The organism is Ancylobacter sp. GW821-FHT10E12, from assembly GCF_058809335.1.
Window position 1 is genome coordinate 35115 of record NZ_JBXASN010000025.1, and the last position, 13784, is coordinate 48898.

The following is a 13784-nucleotide window of genomic DNA, read 5'->3' on the forward strand; positions in this document are numbered from 1 at the left end:
TCGCCGGCCGGCAGGCGGCGCCCAACAATTGGGCGGCCGGCCCGCTCCGGGACCGCGGCGCGACGTTGGGGAAGGTCGCGAACGGCGAGCCGTCAGGCTTGGCGGCGGATTTGCATGCCGCTTGACCTCCCCGCCGGGCGGCTCCCCGCCGCCGGCGCGGGGATCCCGTCCCGTCCCCGACCGGAGGTGTCCGCCCAATGATCCGCGCCACGACCAACCTGATGCGCCGCCTCAAGGCCCGCTTCGTCCCGACCCGCGAGAATGCGCCCGAAGCCTCGACGGCCGCCTCCCCCCTGCGCCTCGCCGGCGTCATGGGGCTGGCCACGGCGATCGCGCTCGCGGCGGCGGCCGGCGCGCAGGCGCAGACCCAGGCTCCCACGCCCGTGAAGTTCACCCTCGACTGGGTGTTCCAGGGCCCGACCTCGCCCTTCCTGGTGGCGCTGGACAAGGGCTACTACAAGGCCGAGGGCCTCGACGTGACCATGGACCCCGGCCAGGGCTCGGCCGGCGCGGTGCAGCGGATCGCCTCCGGCGCCTACGATATCGGCTTCGCCGACGTGAACTCGCTGATCGAATACAACGCCAAGAATCCCGGCAAGGAAGTGCTGTGCGTGTTCATGGCCTATGATTTCCCGCCCTTCGGCGTCTACGCGCTGAAGAAGACCGGCATTGCCAAGCCGGCCGACCTCGCCGGCAAGAAGCTCGGCGCGCCGGTGTTCGACGCCTCGTTCCGGCTGTTCCCGGCCTTCGCCAAGAAGGTCGGCATCGACCCGAAGAGCGTCGAGCACGTCAACCTCACGCCGCAATTGCGCGAGCAATCGCTGGTGCAGGGCACGGTCGACTTCATCTCCGGCCACTATTTCTCGTCGATCCTCGACCTGAAGGCGCGCGGGGTGAAGATGGAGGACATCGTCGCCTTCACCTATAGCGACGCCGGCATGGACGTGTACGGCAACGGCATCATCGTCTCGCCGGCGATGGCGGCCAGGCCGGAGGTGGTCAAGGGCTTCCTGCGCGCCACCGCCAAGGCGTGGAAGGAAGTCGCCGCCGACCCCGCCATCGGCATCGCCGCCGCCAAGAAGCGCGATCCGCTGATCGACGACAAGCTGGAGACCGAGCGGCTGAACATGTCGCTCAAGATGAACGTGCTGACACCCTATGTGAAGGAAAACGGCATGGGCGACGTCGACCCGGCCCGCTTCGCCCGCTCGGTGAGCGACGTCGCCGAGGCGTTCGGCCTGCCGAGCGCGCCGGCGCCGGACAAGGTGTTCACCAACGCCTATCTGCCGCCCAAGGCCGAGCGGATGGTGGCGCCCTGAGGGGGCGCTGCCGTCAGAAGCTGACCTCATGTCATGATGGAAGTCTCCCTCTCTCCATTGGGGAGAGGGTTGGGGCGAGGGGCTCTTCGGCTCCGCAGCCGCGTCCCCCTCACCGACCCTCTTCACGGGCCACCTCTCCCCGACGGGGAGAGGAAAATGATCAACCGGGCCTCCCTCCGGTGAACCAGCCTCCGAGACCTATATGCCCCCTCTCGACGCCTCCCCTCCCCTCGTCGAACTGAACCAGGTCAGCCTCGCCTATGGCGAGGGGCGCGAGCGCATGCCGGCGCTGGGCGACGCCACCATGCAGATTGCGCAGGGCGAGTTCGTCGCCGTGGTCGGCCCCTCCGGCTGCGGCAAGTCCACGCTGATGAAGCTGGTGACCGGCCTCATCCCGCCGACCTCCGGCGAGGTGCGGGTGCGCGGGCAGCGCGTCGCCGGGCCGATCAAGGGCGTCGGCATGGCGTTCCAGAACGCCACGCTGATGCCCTGGCGCACCACCCGCGACAACGTCATGCTGCCGCTGGAAGTGGTCGAGCCGCACAAGCGGCGCCTGCGCGCCAACCGGGCCGAGTACATTGCCCGGGCGGAGGCGCTGCTCGCCTCGGTGGGGCTCGGCGGCTTCGGCGACAAATATCCCTGGCAGCTCTCCGGCGGCATGCAGCAGCGCTCCAATGTCTGCCGGGCGCTGATCCACGAGCCTGAGATCCTGATGCTCGACGAGCCGTTCGGCGCGCTCGACGCCTTCACCCGCGAGGAGCTGTGGGGGATCATGCAGGCGCTGTGGATGGAACGGCGCTTCACCGCCGTGCTGGTGACGCATGACCTGCGCGAGGCGGTCTATCTCGCCGACACCGTCTATGTGATGAGCCGGCGGCCGGGCCGGATCGTCAAGATCCGCAAGATCGGGCTGCCGCGCCCGCGCACGCTGGAGACCACCTTCCAGGCCGGGTTCGTCGACATCGTGCACGAGCTGCGCGAGCGCATCCAGCTGGAGCACGCCTGATGACGGCCCGCCAGCTTCGCTATGCCCGCCTCGCCATGCCGTGGCTGACGCTTGCGGTGCTGCTCATCGCCTGGGAGGCGGCCTGCCTCGTCTTCGAGGTGCAGGAGATCGTGGCGCCGCGCCCGAGCCGGGTGTTCGCGGTGATGGTCGAGCGCTGGGACCTCCTGCTGCGCTTCTGCCTGGAGACGCTGTGGACGACGATGATCGGCTTCGTGCTCGCCATCGGCTTCGGCCTGCTGCTCGGCCTCGCCATCGGCGCCTCGCCCTTCGTCTATGCCGGGCTGTATCCGCTGCTGATCGCCTTCAACGCCATTCCCAAGGTGGCGATCGTGCCGATCCTGATGATCTGGCTCGGCATCGGCGCGCTGCCGGCGGTGATCACCGCCTTCGTCATCTCCTTCTTCCCCATCGTGGTGAACGTCGCCACCGGCCTTGCCACCATCGAGCCGGAAATGCGTGACCTGATGCGCTCGCTCGGCGCCAGCAACTGGGAAATCCTCACCAAGGTCGGGGTGCCGCGCGCCATGCCCTATCTGTTCGCCAGCCTGAAAGTGGCGGCGACGCTGGCCTTTGTCGGCTCGGTGCTGGCCGAGACGGTGGGCGGCAATCGCGGCATCGGCTTCCTGATGCTGTCGGCGAGCGCCCGCAACGATTCGGCGACCACGTTCGCCGGGCTGTTCGCCATCGCCATCATGGGCGTCGGCGTCTATGCCGCCTGCGCGCTGATCGAGCGGCGCATGACCCGCTGGGCGTTCCGCGGCGAGCTGGTGCGCTGAAGCGGCGGCGGAGCGTCTTCCGGGGTCGTCGTCCGCGCCAGTGCCGCCTCAGCGCTGGAACACGTAGGTGCCCGGCGCCTCGGCGAGACCGGCTCCCATGACGGGCGGCACAGCCTCGCCCGAGGAGTGCATGACGAGCCACTGCGCCCAGTCGGTCCACCAGGAGCCGGTGCGTGCCTCCACCGCCTCGACCCATTCCTCCGGCCCGAGGCAGATATCGGCGGCACGCTTGGTGGCGAGGCGATAGGAACGGCCGCCGTGACCCGGCTCGCTGACGATGCCGGCATTGTGGCCGCCGCTGGTCAGCACGAAGGAGATATCGGTGTCGGTCAGCTGGTGGATCTTGAACACCGAGCGCCACGGCGCGACATGGTCGCGCTCGGTGCCGACGGCGAATAGCGGCACGCGGATATTGGGCAGCGCCGCCGGGTGGCCGTCGACCATGAAGCGGCCGACGGCAAGCTCGTTGTCGAGATACAGCCGGCGCAGATATTCCGCGTGCATGCGATAGGGCATGCGGGTGGTGTCGGCGTTCCACGCCATCAGGTCGATCATCGGCGTGCGTTCGCCCATGAGATAGTCATGCACCAGCCGTGACCAGACGAGATCGTTGCTGCGCAGGAGCGCGAAGGCGCCGGCCATCTGGTCGGCGGAGAGATAGCCGCGATTCCACATCAGGCTGTCGAGGAAATTGGTCTGGCTAGTGTCGATGAACAGGGCGAGCTCGCCCGGCTCCGAGAAATCGGTCTGCGCCGCAAACATCGACAGCGAGGCGAGCCGCGTGTCGCCCGCCCGCGCCATGGCGGCGGCGGCGATCGACAGCAACGTGCCGCCGAGGCAATAGCCCGTCGCATGCACCCTGGCGCCCGGCAGGATGCCGCCAATGGCGTCCAGAGCCTCCATCACCCCCTGCCGGCGATAGTCGTCCATGCCGAGGTCGCGGTCTTCCGCCGTCGGGTTGCGCCAGGAGACGCAGAACACGGTGAAGCCCTGCGCGACCAGGAAGCGCACCAGCGAGTTCTGCGGCGACAGGTCGAGGATGTAATATTTCATGATCCAGGCCGGCACGATCAGCACCGGCTCGGCCCGCACCATCGGCGTGGCGGGGGAATACTGGATCAGCTCGATCAGGTGATTGCGGAACACCACCCTGCCGGGGGTCGCCGCCACCTCGCGGCCGGGAAGGAAGCGCTCGCTGCCCTCCGGCGGATGATGGCCCGCCTGGCGGGCGGTGTCCTCGACGAGGTTGCGGAACCCCTGCACCAGGTTGGCGCCGCCGGTCTCGACGGTGCGCGCCACCACGTCCGGGTTGGCGAAGGGAAGGTTGGTCGGCGACATCATGTCGAGCAGCTGGCGCATGACGAAGGAGACCACCTCCTCGTGATGCGGGCTCACCCCCGGCACGCCATGGGTGGCGCCATGCCACCATTGCTGGCCGAGCAGGAAGCACTGCGCCCACAGCGCATAAGGCGGCCGGCTCCAGCCCTCGGAGCTGAAGCGGTTGTCGCCGGGCGGCGGCTCGATGCAGGCCGGCGCGTCCGGGGAGACGGCACTGGCGGCGAGATAGGTGGCGAAGCGGGTGGTCGTGCGCGCCGTCCTGGCGGCAAGCTCCATCCGCTTGCCGGGCGCGGCAGCCAGGTGCAGCGACCAGTCGAGGAAGGCGAGCGACAGCGCCATCGGCGAGATGCCGCCGGTGAACTGGCCAATGAAGCAATCCCGCAGCTGGTCGATGGCGCGGAAGGCTGCCTCGCCGGCAGTGTCGTCGGGATCGATCGGCATCGGCGCCGCGAACAGGGCCGATGCCGAACGGCTGGTCGCGTCCATGATCTCGCTTTCCTTCTTGCTGCACCGCACGCAAACTAGTGCTCCATTGCGGCGAGATATATGCGGGGCATAGCGGATCCTCCGCCTTCATCCGCCTGACACATGATCCGGCTAACCAGCGGACGCAATGATCGCCCTCGCCCCGCGGCACCGGGCGAGGCGGCCACCCGAAGGAGCCGCATCCATGCCGAGCCTTTCACCGGCGCATCCCGTGTCGCGGCGCCATCTCCTGCTCGCGGCCATCGGCCTGACCGCCGCCGCGCGCCCGGCGCAGGCGACCGCGACGCTGGGCTTCGACGAACTCTATGGCCGGCAGGGCGTGTTCGGCCTGACCTTCTCCGACAAGACCAGGGCGCTCGCCGGCAAGACGGTCGCGATGCGCGGCTTCATGGCGCCGCCATTGAAGGCCGAGGCCGACTTCTTCGTGCTCACCGAGATTCCGATGGCGCTCTGCCCATTCTGCTCCTCCGATGCCGACTGGCCGGACAATATCGTGGTGGTGCGGCTCGACCGCGCCCAGACCTTCGAGCAGGCCAATGCGCTGATCGAGGTGACCGGCACGCTGGAGGTCGGCTCCTGGACCGATCCCGAGACCGGCTTCGTCAGCCTGCTGCGCATCGTCGGCGCCCGCTTCGGACGGGCCTGAGCGTGCCGGCGCTGACGCTCGAGGATGTGGAGGTCCGCTATCCGGGACTGGCGACGCCGGCGCTCGCCGTTCCCCATCTGGCGCTGCCCGCCGCGGCGCGCATCGGTCTCGCCGGCCCGTCCGGCTCCGGCAAGACCACGCTGATCAACCTGATCACCGGGCTGGAGCGCGCGCCGAAGGGTCGGATCCTCTGGGACGGCATCGACATCGCCCGGCTGGCGGAGGGGCGGCGCGACCGCTGGCGGGCGCGCCATGTCGGCCTTGTGATGCAGGATTTCCACCTGTTCGACGGCCTGTCCGCCCGCGACAACGTGCTGCTGCCGCTGCGCCTGTCGCATTTCGCGCTGCCGGCCGGCGCCGGCAACGAGGCCGACCGGCTGCTGGCCCGCGTCGGCATCGACCGGCGCGACCAGAAGGTGGAGACGCTGTCGCGCGGCCAGAAGCAGCGTGTCGCGGTCGCCCGCGCGCTGATCGCCCGCCCCGGCATCCTCGTCTGCGACGAGCCCACCGCCAGCCTCGACGCCGAGGCCGGTGCCGCCGTCGGCGCGCTGCTGACCGAGCTCGCCATCGAGGCGGGTGCGACGCTGATCGTCGCCAGCCACGATCCGCGCCTGCTGGAGCGGCTCGACCTTGTGCTGCGGCTCGAGGCCGGCCGCCTCGGCGACACCGAACACATGAAAGGCTGAGCGATGTTCCGGCTCGTCCTCGCCGATCTGCGGCGCAACGCGCTCGGGGCGTTCGCCATCGTGCTGATCGTCGGGCTCGCCACCGCGCTCGGCGTTGCGGTGACGCTGCAGGAGCGCGCGTTGCGGCTCGGCAGCGCCCGCGCGGCCGCGGCGTTTCCGGTGATCGTCGGCGCGGCGGGCAGCGAGACGCAGCTGATGCTCTCGGCGGTGTTCCTGCAGCCGGCCCCGCTTGCCCTGCTGCCCGGCAGCGCGCTGGCGAGCCTCGCCGCCGATCCGCGCGTCGCCTGGGCGGCGCCGGTAGGCTTCGGCGACTTCATCGAGGACTATCCGCTGGTCGGCACCACCACGGCGCTGATCGACGGGCTCGGCGGCATGCGGCAGGGCCGCAGCTTCGCCCGGCTCGACGAGGCGGTAGCCGGCGCGGCGGTCGAATTGCGGCCGGGCGACCGTTTCCACCCGCTGCACGGCCAGGCTTCGACCGGCGGCCATGTCCATGGCGGCGTCACCTACGAGATCGTCGGGCGCCTGGCGCCGACCGGAACCCCCTGGGACCGCGCCGTGCTGGTGCCGATCGAGGCGGTGTGGCGCACCCATGGGCTGGAGGAGGCGGGCGAGGCGGGCGAAGGCGGCCCTGCCGCGACGCCTCCTCCCGCTGCGCCGATGCCCTCCGACGCGGCCCCGCATGACGAGGCGAACGGCCCGCATGGCGAGGAGCACGGCCCGCACGCCCCGATCGACCCGGCGCGGGTGAATTCGCCCGGCGCTCCGGGGGTGCCGGCGATCGTGGTGAAGCCGCGCAGCATCGCCGACGCCTACAAGCTGCGCCAGGCGTGGCGCACCGACACCACGCTGGCGCTGTTCCCGGCCGAGGTGCTGACCCGGCTCTATGCGACGCTCGGCGATGCGCGCCGCGTGCTCTCGGCGGTCGCCACCGGCGCGCAGGCGCTGGTCGCGGCGGCGATCCTGTTCGTCATCCTCCTGCATGTCGGCCAGCGCCGACGGCAGATCGGCGCATTGCGCGCCTTCGGGGCGCCGCGGCTCGCGGTGTTCGCGCTGGTATGGATCGAGGGCTTCGCGATGCTGGGGCTGGGCCTTCTCGCCGGGATAGGCCTCGGCTACGGCGCGGCGCGGGCCATCGCGGCACATCTGTCCGCCCAGAGCGGGGTGGCGTTGCCGGTGCTGTTCACCGGCGACGACCTGTTGCCGCTGCTGGTGCTGGCCGGCGCGACGGCGCTGATGGCGACGATCCCGGCGCTGCTCGCCTATCGCCAGTCCCCGGCCGCCGCCCTGCGCAGCTGACCGCCCCCGCCATCGGCGGTGGCCTCCCGGAAGGGTCAGCCCTTCGGGGGCCTACTCAATGGCTTGCGTCGTCTAACTCCGCCATTGTGCTAATTGATAATTCAGCGCTTTTCGCCCTTTTGGCGAACCGTGCCCCGGCTTCGGGGGGCGCCTCATGAGCCCATTTGCACAAGGCGCCCGCGCCTCGGGCGAGGCCGCAGCCCGCGCTCTCTTTGAAAAGCTGCGGCGGGATTGGGCGAACGCTGTCTCCGGCCTCGACAGTCTCGTGGAGAGCCGTGCCACCTACCGGGGCGCCAGCGAGCGGATACTCACTGAAGCGCAGGCCGCCGCGCTCGACGGGCTGGAGACCACCTTCGACATCCTGTTCGAAGAGTGGGCATCCGGCACGGCCGAGACACGGGAGACCGCCTCTTGAGCGATTCTCCTCCCATCAACCCGGCGCTCCGAAAGATCGCCGCCATTGTCGACCCGGAGGAGTGGGTCTCACCTAGTCGGTCGAACTGGCCGGTAATCTGCCCCAGCGAGCTGTTCGGCAAGGAAATCCCCGAACGGCGCTGGTGCGTACCGGGCTGGTTTCCTGATGGCTATGTGTCGCTGCTCTCGGGCGATGGCGGCACCGGCAAGAGCCTGCTCGCCATGCAGCTCGCCACCTGCGCCGCGACCGGCACGGCGTTCTTCGGCATCGAGATGGCGCCGCGCAAGGTGCTTTACCTCGCCTGCGAAGACGATCGTGACGAGCTGCATCGTCGGCAGGCGGATATCAACGCCTCGCTCGGCCTCGACTGGCCGGACCTCGACGGACGTCTGTTCTGGAAAGTCGTCGTCGGCGAAGAAACCACGCTGATGGGGCCGGACAAGAGCGGTAGGCGGCTGGGCACGACAACCCTCTATAGCAACCTGCGCACCCACTGTCGCGATCATGGAATTCAGCTCCTCATCGTCGACACGTTGGCCGATACGTTCGGTGGCCTGGAGATCGACCGCCAGCAGGTGACGCGGTTCGTCCGCTCGTTGCAGGCGATTGCCCGTGAGTGCAACGGCGCGTGCATCCTTGTCGGCCATCCGAGCGTCGCCGGCATTCAAGACAACACCGGCATTTCGGGCAACACCGCTTGGCGCAATGCCGTGCGCTCCGTCGTGCAGATGCGCCGTCCTACTGGCGACGAGGCCACGGGCCCGAACGCCCGCGATATGCGCCTCATCGAGCGCCTGAAGGGCAATTACGCGCCGACCGATCTGCCCCTCACCGTGCGGTATTTCGCGGGCGCGTTCATGCTCGACGGCGATCCTGTCCAGTCGACCGGCTCGCTCGATATCTTCGCCACCGAGGTCAAGGTAGAGGGAGCCTTGAAGGCTGCGCTCAAAGCGGGCCGACAGCCCTCGCCGGCCAAGAACTCGGCCGATTACGCCGTGTCGATGTTGATGGACTACGGCGAGACCAAAGGCCTTACCCGCAAGATTATCGAGGCCAGCATTGATCGCATGCTGGCGGGCGGGCGGCTGCGCGTGGCCAAGCTCGGCCGGGCATCGCGGCAACGCCAGGTGCTTGTGCCGGCGGACTTCCCTCCCTTGCCCGATGAACGTGACCCGACCTCCGGCGACTTGCTCGGAGATCCCTCATGAGCAGGGCCGTCAGGGTTCCCGTCAGGGTGTCTGGGTCACCTGCTAACCCATTGAAATCATTATGTGTCGCAGTGTCCCGTCAGGGTGTCAGGGTCATTTGCAAACCCTTGGAATATAAGGGAAATTTCATGTGTCGCAGTGTTCCCTTATCTAAAGATAAGGGGGCTGTTAGCGCCCCCCTATCTGATAAGCTCAAGGATCTCGCCGGCCGGGTCCGTCATCTCTCGCCAAGCCATCGCGACCCGGAGGCCTTCCACCTCGCCAAGTCCGATATCGAGGCCGAGCTCCGCCGCCTTGCCCGCGAGGTGCGCCATGGCTGACTGGCCGTACAACACGGCGGCATGGCAGCGGCTCCGCCTCGCCAAGCTCGCGTCCAACCCGCTGTGCGAGCCCTGCGAGATGGGCGGGCGTCTCACTCCGGCGAACACCGTCGACCATGTGCGCAGCATCGCCAGCGGTGGCGATCCGTTCCCGCCTCTCGATGGCCTGATGTCCATGTGCCCAAGCTGCCATGCGGTGAAGACGGTTGCCGTCGACCGCGCCGGCGGCAAGGGCGTTCGGTTCAAAGGGACGCGGGCTGACGGCATGCCGGTCGATCCAGCGCATCCCTTCTTCGGAGGGGATACCCCCTCAAAGGACGAGGAGCCGGGGAGCATGGACCGGCGTGGGAGACACGGCTTTAGTTAGTTGAAAATTTGAAAAATCAATGGGTTAGGAGAGGTTAGAGAGAATGGGACGTCGCGGGCCGGGAGCAAAGCCGATCAGGGATCCGCAGGCGGAGCCCGATGCGGGGCTGTTCGCCGGCATGCTTGCGCCCCGCGCCAAGCCGGAGCCGCCGCCATGGCTCGCCGAGGGGCTCTCCCGCGCCGGCCGCGTCATCGCCTTCTGCGAGACGCTGGAGGTGACGGCCGGCAAGCTCGCCGGGCAGAAGATCCGGCTGCGCCCATGGCAGTGCTCGATCATCGAGGAGGTCTATGCCACCGACGATGCCGCCGGCCGTCCGGTTCGCACCGCCATCATTTCGATGGGCCGCAAGAACGGCAAGACGGGTCTTGCTGCCGCGCTTGCTCTTTGCCACCTCTCGGGACCGGAAGCCGAGGCGCGCGGCGAGTGCTACAGCGCCGCGAACGATCGCGAGCAGGCCGGCAAGCTGTTTTCCGAAATGGCCGCCATGGTGGCCCGTAGCCCGTTCCTGAACGAGCGCATCAACATCAAGCGCTTCACCAAGGAAATGGAGGATGTGCCGACCGGCTCGATCTACCGCGCCCTCTCGGCGGATGTCGCCGGCAAGCACGGCCTGTCACCGTCCTTCGTGGTCTATGACGAGCTCGGCCAGGCCTCGAACCGCGAACTGTTCGACACGCTCGACACGGCCATGGGCGCCCGCGAGAACCCGCTGATGGTAGTGATCTCGACGCAGGCGGCGACCGATGTCGCTCCGCTCTCCGACCTGATCGACTACGGCCAGCGGGTGCGCGACGGCGTGGTGGAGGATGCGAGCTTCCGGCTGTTCTTCTTCACTGCGCCGATGGATGCCGACCCGTGGGAGCCGGAGACCTGGGCGCTGGCCAACCCGGCGCTGGGCGATTTCCTGTCGCTGGACGAGGTGAAGCGCCAGGCCAGCCAGGCGCGGCGCATGCCGGCGAAGGAACCGGCCTTTCGCAACCTGATCCTGAACCAGCGCGTCGCCTCCGAGCGGCATTTCCTGACCGCGACGGAATGGATGGCCTCGGCGGCGCCGGTCGACCTTGCCGCGCTTGCGGGCCGCACCTGCTACGCCGGGCTCGACCTCTCGGCCGTGCGCGATCTCACCTCGCTGGTGCTGGCGTTCCCGCAGGATGACGGCACGGTGGACGTGGTGCCGTTCTTCTGGCTTCCCGGCGATAGCCTGCGTGAGCGAGAAGAAGAGGACCGGGTGCCCTATTGGGCGTGGCGGCAGTCCGGCTTTCTGGAAACGACGCCCGGCGTGACGATCGATCCGGCCTTCATCGCGGCGAAGGTGGCGAATCTCGCCATGGTCTACGATCTGCGCTTCCTCGCCTTCGACCGCTGGCGCATCGACACCTTCCAGAAGGCGCTGGCCGAGACCGGCGCGACGATCGAGATGGCGCCGTTCGGTCAGGGCTACAAGGACATGGCTCCGGCCGTCGACACGCTGGAGCGCCTGGTCGCCGAGCGCCGGCTGCGCCATGGCGGCAACCCGATCCTCACCTGGTGCGCGGCGAACGCGGTGGCAACCGCCGACCCGGCCGGCAATCGCAAGCTCGACAAGGCACGCTCGCGCGGACGCATCGATGGGCTGGTGGCGCTCGCCATGGCGCTGGCGACGATGGGAAGGTTCGGCGGCGAGGTGGCGTGGGAGCCGATGATGGAAGTGGTGTGAATGTCGGTCTATTGGTCACATATATCCAAGTACATGGGCTTTTTCTTGCCATATACTTTTAATTCCATTATCATTTTTTTGTCTTTTCGATATTCTTGTGGCATAAATATTTTGCCTTCATCGTCTATGTTTAACTTTATACTTGTCCTTCCAGACAATTCGAACCCACCCTCAAGACTATCTGGAGTCGCGTCAATGATCTCGGGGTCAAGTTCAATATTTCTCGGTAATGCTCTGTAAGAATTTGGAACCCATGCAATGCGCCAATAGGCCACTACAACATTCTTGCGGGAACAGTTGTAAAGTTCAATCGTGTCGGGCTCTCCTCGCTGACCTGTCCATGAGTAGCTTGTTTCAAATCTTATCCGGTCGCCAACTACCTCATATATTTTGAGGCAGCCAAGCAAAGTCGATAGGGCCGCTCCCCAATATGTAAGCCCGTCTGTCAGGCTAACTGGCATCGTTGGACTTTCTCAAACGCACTCCGGCGCCGCCGCCATTTTCGGCGATGAATTCAACGCCTGCAACCTCCAGTGCGCGCTGCACCGCAGCTGCATTCGGCGCAGTCATTGATGTCACGCCATCCTCAGCTTCGGCCCGCCGAACGGTTGCAACTCCGACACCCGAAGCCTTAGCCAGATCTTCGGCTCGCCAGCGCACGAGCGCCCTCGCAGCGCGAATCTGTGCACCTGTGATCGCTGACATATCGTTTGATTTCCAGTTGATCATTCATCGATCTAATGATAGTTAACATATCACAAGATCGTTGAACAACCAACAGGAGCACGCGCATGGGCACTCATGTCCGCGATCGGCGGAGTTATGTCCGAGAATTCGTCATGATCGAGCGCTTCGCCCTGCGCGAGCGCATGGAGGCGGCTGTCGAGACCATGCTCGCCCTTCTCGACGAGCTGGAGGGCGATCCCGACCTTGAGCCGGCCAATGACGACGAGCCCAATCTCGGCTGGGAAGACGGCCGGCCCGAACGGCATTTCTTCGTGGCGCCATGGGATGACAGCATCCGCCGTTACGACGATACCGACCTTGAACAGGACGCCGGCGACGAGCCGGAAGGGCCGGACACCGACCGCGAGTATACGGCGCTGGAGCGCCACGGCATGGGCTTCGCCTATAGCGGCCCGGACGACGCCGAAGAGCAGCACGACGCCGAGCAGGACCACGCAGAGGCTGGTCAGTGCAACGGTTCGGAAGCGATCGTTCAGCGGCCGGTCTTCATCGGAGGCGCGCCACGATGATCGGGCGTCGTGCTCTTCTCACGCGTGCCATTCCATCGCTGGCGTTGCCTTTGATAGGCCTCCCGGCAGGCGCAATGGTAACGGTCGCCGCCCCGCCCGTGATCGAAGATCCGATCGTGAAGCGCTATGCCGCATTCCTCGGCCAGGAATACATGGCACTGATGCGGGAACTGGGCGCCCAGAGCGATCCGCAGCTGTGGACACCGCTGGACCGCGACATCAACTGCCTGTTGCAAAGCGAATGGCGTAAGCCGTTCCACCGGGCTCGCGGCGTGCTGCATGGCGCCGGCATCTGCATCCCTCCGCAGACCTGGTTCGGTGAGGATAGTCGATTTTAAGATCGGGGTGGTTGCACCGATGTAAAATTCGGGGTAATTACTCCGATATGGAACAGATCGCACTCACCGCCTTCACGCCCGCCGAAGCCGAGCACATCACCGGGCAGTCGGTGGCGATGCAGCGCGACTGGCGCAAGCGCGACTTCCTCCCGCGCCTCGAGGGCGGGCACGCCCGCTTCGATCTATTCGCCCTCGCCCGCCTCACCTTCCTGAAGGTGATGTCGGATCGCGGCATCGGGCCGGCGACGGTCGGTGCCGGCACAGAGAAGCCGGCGATCCCCGACATCAGCGCCATGCGCATCATGTTTCACGTTCTCATGAGCGCAAAGGCTTACGGCAACAACGTCTCCGATTTGGCGCCTTGGCAGTTCGCGAATGTTGCACGTTCCATCGTGTTTGAAGGTCGGCCACGCCTGCTGCCCGGCTCCGTCTTCATCTGGTTCGCTAATGGTGAAGAGCGGTGGGTCGAAGACGTGGCCACCGAGATCACTGCCGCCAAGGGCACTCCGCGAGCGGATGGTCCGATCGTGATCGTCTACCTCGACCAGCTGGCCGATCTGATCCTCAAGCGCACGAACAAGCCATTCGTGACCCTCTCTCCCTGATTGAACGTCGCGATGACAGTCCA

The 13784-nt window shown here is 67.1% G+C and carries 16 protein-coding genes; 13 read left to right on the plus strand and 3 right to left on the minus strand.

The window, feature by feature from the left end:
- Positions 1-197 precede the first annotated feature (197 nt).
- The 3 genes from AC1RU4_RS24590 to AC1RU4_RS24600 all read left to right on the plus strand — a co-directional run bounded on the left by AC1RU4_RS24590 (position 198) and on the right by AC1RU4_RS24600 (position 3101).
- On the plus strand, positions 198-1319 hold the full coding sequence (locus AC1RU4_RS24590) for an ABC transporter substrate-binding protein (protein WP_492894215.1): 1122 nt from the start codon (positions 198-200) through the stop codon (positions 1317-1319).
- A gap of 202 nt (positions 1320-1521) precedes the next feature.
- Positions 1522-2325, plus strand: coding sequence for an ABC transporter ATP-binding protein (locus AC1RU4_RS24595; protein WP_492894217.1), 804 nt, complete (start codon positions 1522-1524; stop codon positions 2323-2325).
- A complete protein-coding gene (locus tag AC1RU4_RS24600) occupies positions 2325-3101 on the plus strand; it encodes an ABC transporter permease (RefSeq protein WP_492894219.1) in 777 nt (258 codons plus the stop codon). Before AC1RU4_RS24595 ends, AC1RU4_RS24600 begins: the two co-directional genes overlap by 1 nt.
- 48 nt (positions 3102-3149) lie before the next feature.
- Here the strand turns inward: AC1RU4_RS24600 and AC1RU4_RS24605 are convergent, their stop codons facing one another.
- On the minus strand, positions 3150-4925 hold the full coding sequence (locus tag AC1RU4_RS24605) for a PHA/PHB synthase family protein (RefSeq protein ID WP_492894221.1): 1776 nt from the start codon (positions 4923-4925) through the stop codon (positions 3150-3152).
- A 184-nt stretch (positions 4926-5109) separates the two neighbouring features.
- On the opposite strand from AC1RU4_RS24605, the gene AC1RU4_RS24610 reads away from it, so the two are divergent.
- From AC1RU4_RS24610 to AC1RU4_RS24640, 7 genes are all read left to right on the plus strand, one after another.
- Positions 5110-5571: a hypothetical protein gene (locus AC1RU4_RS24610; RefSeq protein ID WP_492894223.1), complete on the plus strand. Its 462-nt coding sequence runs from the start codon at positions 5110-5112 to the stop codon at positions 5569-5571.
- A gap of 2 nt (positions 5572-5573) precedes the next feature.
- On the plus strand, positions 5574-6257 hold the full coding sequence (locus AC1RU4_RS24615) for an ABC transporter ATP-binding protein (protein WP_492894225.1): 684 nt from the start codon (positions 5574-5576) through the stop codon (positions 6255-6257).
- A 3-nt stretch (positions 6258-6260) separates the two neighbouring features.
- Entirely contained in the window at positions 6261-7556 is a 1296-nt protein-coding gene (locus AC1RU4_RS24620) for an FtsX-like permease family protein (RefSeq protein ID WP_492894227.1), read from the plus strand.
- A 154-nt stretch (positions 7557-7710) separates the two neighbouring features.
- Entirely contained in the window at positions 7711-7971 is a 261-nt protein-coding gene (locus AC1RU4_RS24625) for a hypothetical protein (protein ID WP_492894229.1), read from the plus strand.
- Positions 7968-9179 carry an AAA family ATPase gene (locus AC1RU4_RS24630; protein WP_492894231.1) on the plus strand — a complete coding sequence of 404 codons (1212 nt, stop codon included), beginning with the start codon at positions 7968-7970 and terminating at the stop codon, positions 9177-9179. The genes AC1RU4_RS24625 and AC1RU4_RS24630 overlap by 4 nt, the downstream gene beginning before the upstream one ends.
- A 312-nt stretch (positions 9180-9491) precedes the next feature.
- Positions 9492-9866, plus strand: coding sequence for an HNH endonuclease signature motif containing protein (locus AC1RU4_RS24635; RefSeq protein WP_492894233.1), 375 nt, complete (start codon positions 9492-9494; stop codon positions 9864-9866).
- Between the two features lie 43 nt (positions 9867-9909).
- On the plus strand, positions 9910-11562 hold the full coding sequence (locus tag AC1RU4_RS24640) for a terminase large subunit (protein WP_492894235.1): 1653 nt from the start codon (positions 9910-9912) through the stop codon (positions 11560-11562).
- A gap of 8 nt (positions 11563-11570) precedes the next feature.
- Here AC1RU4_RS24640 and AC1RU4_RS24645 read toward each other — a convergent pair whose 3' ends face one another.
- Positions 11571-12023 carry a hypothetical protein gene (locus tag AC1RU4_RS24645; RefSeq protein WP_492894237.1) on the minus strand — a complete coding sequence of 151 codons (453 nt, stop codon included), beginning with the start codon at positions 12021-12023 and terminating at the stop codon, positions 11571-11573.
- Positions 12013-12267: a transcriptional regulator gene (locus AC1RU4_RS24650; RefSeq protein ID WP_492894285.1), complete on the minus strand. Its 255-nt coding sequence runs from the start codon at positions 12265-12267 to the stop codon at positions 12013-12015. The genes AC1RU4_RS24645 and AC1RU4_RS24650 overlap by 11 nt, the downstream gene beginning before the upstream one ends.
- Positions 12268-12353: 86 nt before the next feature.
- On the opposite strand from AC1RU4_RS24650, the gene AC1RU4_RS24655 reads away from it, so the two are divergent.
- The 3 genes from AC1RU4_RS24655 to AC1RU4_RS24665 are packed head-to-tail and all read left to right on the plus strand — an operon-like array spanning position 12354 to position 13761.
- Entirely contained in the window at positions 12354-12818 is a 465-nt protein-coding gene (locus AC1RU4_RS24655; RefSeq protein WP_492894239.1) for a hypothetical protein, read from the plus strand.
- Positions 12815-13156 carry a hypothetical protein gene (locus AC1RU4_RS24660; RefSeq protein WP_492894241.1) on the plus strand — a complete coding sequence of 114 codons (342 nt, stop codon included), beginning with the start codon at positions 12815-12817 and terminating at the stop codon, positions 13154-13156. Before AC1RU4_RS24655 ends, AC1RU4_RS24660 begins: the two co-directional genes overlap by 4 nt.
- A gap of 47 nt (positions 13157-13203) precedes the next feature.
- On the plus strand, positions 13204-13761 hold the full coding sequence (locus tag AC1RU4_RS24665; protein ID WP_492894243.1) for a hypothetical protein: 558 nt from the start codon (positions 13204-13206) through the stop codon (positions 13759-13761).
- The last annotated feature ends 23 nt before the right edge of the window (positions 13762-13784 follow it).

Bases quoted from the DNA above. Each gene is read 5' to 3' on its own strand.
- AC1RU4_RS24620 (WP_492894227.1), top strand. From the start codon at position 6,261: ATGTTCCGGCTCGTCCTCGCCGATCTGCGGCGCAACGCGCTCGGGGCG.
- AC1RU4_RS24635 (WP_492894233.1), top strand. From the start codon at position 9,492: ATGGCTGACTGGCCGTACAACACGGCGGCATGGCAGCGGCTCCGCCTC.
- AC1RU4_RS24665 (WP_492894243.1), top strand. From the start codon at position 13,204: ATGGAACAGATCGCACTCACCGCCTTCACGCCCGCCGAAGCCGAGCAC.
- AC1RU4_RS24610 (WP_492894223.1), top strand. From the start codon at position 5,110: ATGCCGAGCCTTTCACCGGCGCATCCCGTGTCGCGGCGCCATCTCCTG.
- AC1RU4_RS24660 (WP_492894241.1), top strand. From the start codon at position 12,815: ATGATCGGGCGTCGTGCTCTTCTCACGCGTGCCATTCCATCGCTGGCG.
- AC1RU4_RS24640 (WP_492894235.1), top strand. From the start codon at position 9,910: ATGGGACGTCGCGGGCCGGGAGCAAAGCCGATCAGGGATCCGCAGGCG.
- AC1RU4_RS24645 (WP_492894237.1), bottom strand. From the start codon at position 12,023: ATGCCAGTTAGCCTGACAGACGGGCTTACATATTGGGGAGCGGCCCTA.
- AC1RU4_RS24595 (WP_492894217.1), top strand. From the start codon at position 1,522: ATGCCCCCTCTCGACGCCTCCCCTCCCCTCGTCGAACTGAACCAGGTC.
- AC1RU4_RS24605 (WP_492894221.1), bottom strand. From the start codon at position 4,925: ATGGACGCGACCAGCCGTTCGGCATCGGCCCTGTTCGCGGCGCCGATG.
- AC1RU4_RS24600 (WP_492894219.1), top strand. From the start codon at position 2,325: ATGACGGCCCGCCAGCTTCGCTATGCCCGCCTCGCCATGCCGTGGCTG.
- AC1RU4_RS24590 (WP_492894215.1), top strand. From the start codon at position 198: ATGATCCGCGCCACGACCAACCTGATGCGCCGCCTCAAGGCCCGCTTC.
- AC1RU4_RS24655 (WP_492894239.1), top strand. From the start codon at position 12,354: ATGGGCACTCATGTCCGCGATCGGCGGAGTTATGTCCGAGAATTCGTC.
- AC1RU4_RS24650 (WP_492894285.1), bottom strand. From the start codon at position 12,267: ATGTCAGCGATCACAGGTGCACAGATTCGCGCTGCGAGGGCGCTCGTG.
- AC1RU4_RS24625 (WP_492894229.1), top strand. From the start codon at position 7,711: ATGAGCCCATTTGCACAAGGCGCCCGCGCCTCGGGCGAGGCCGCAGCC.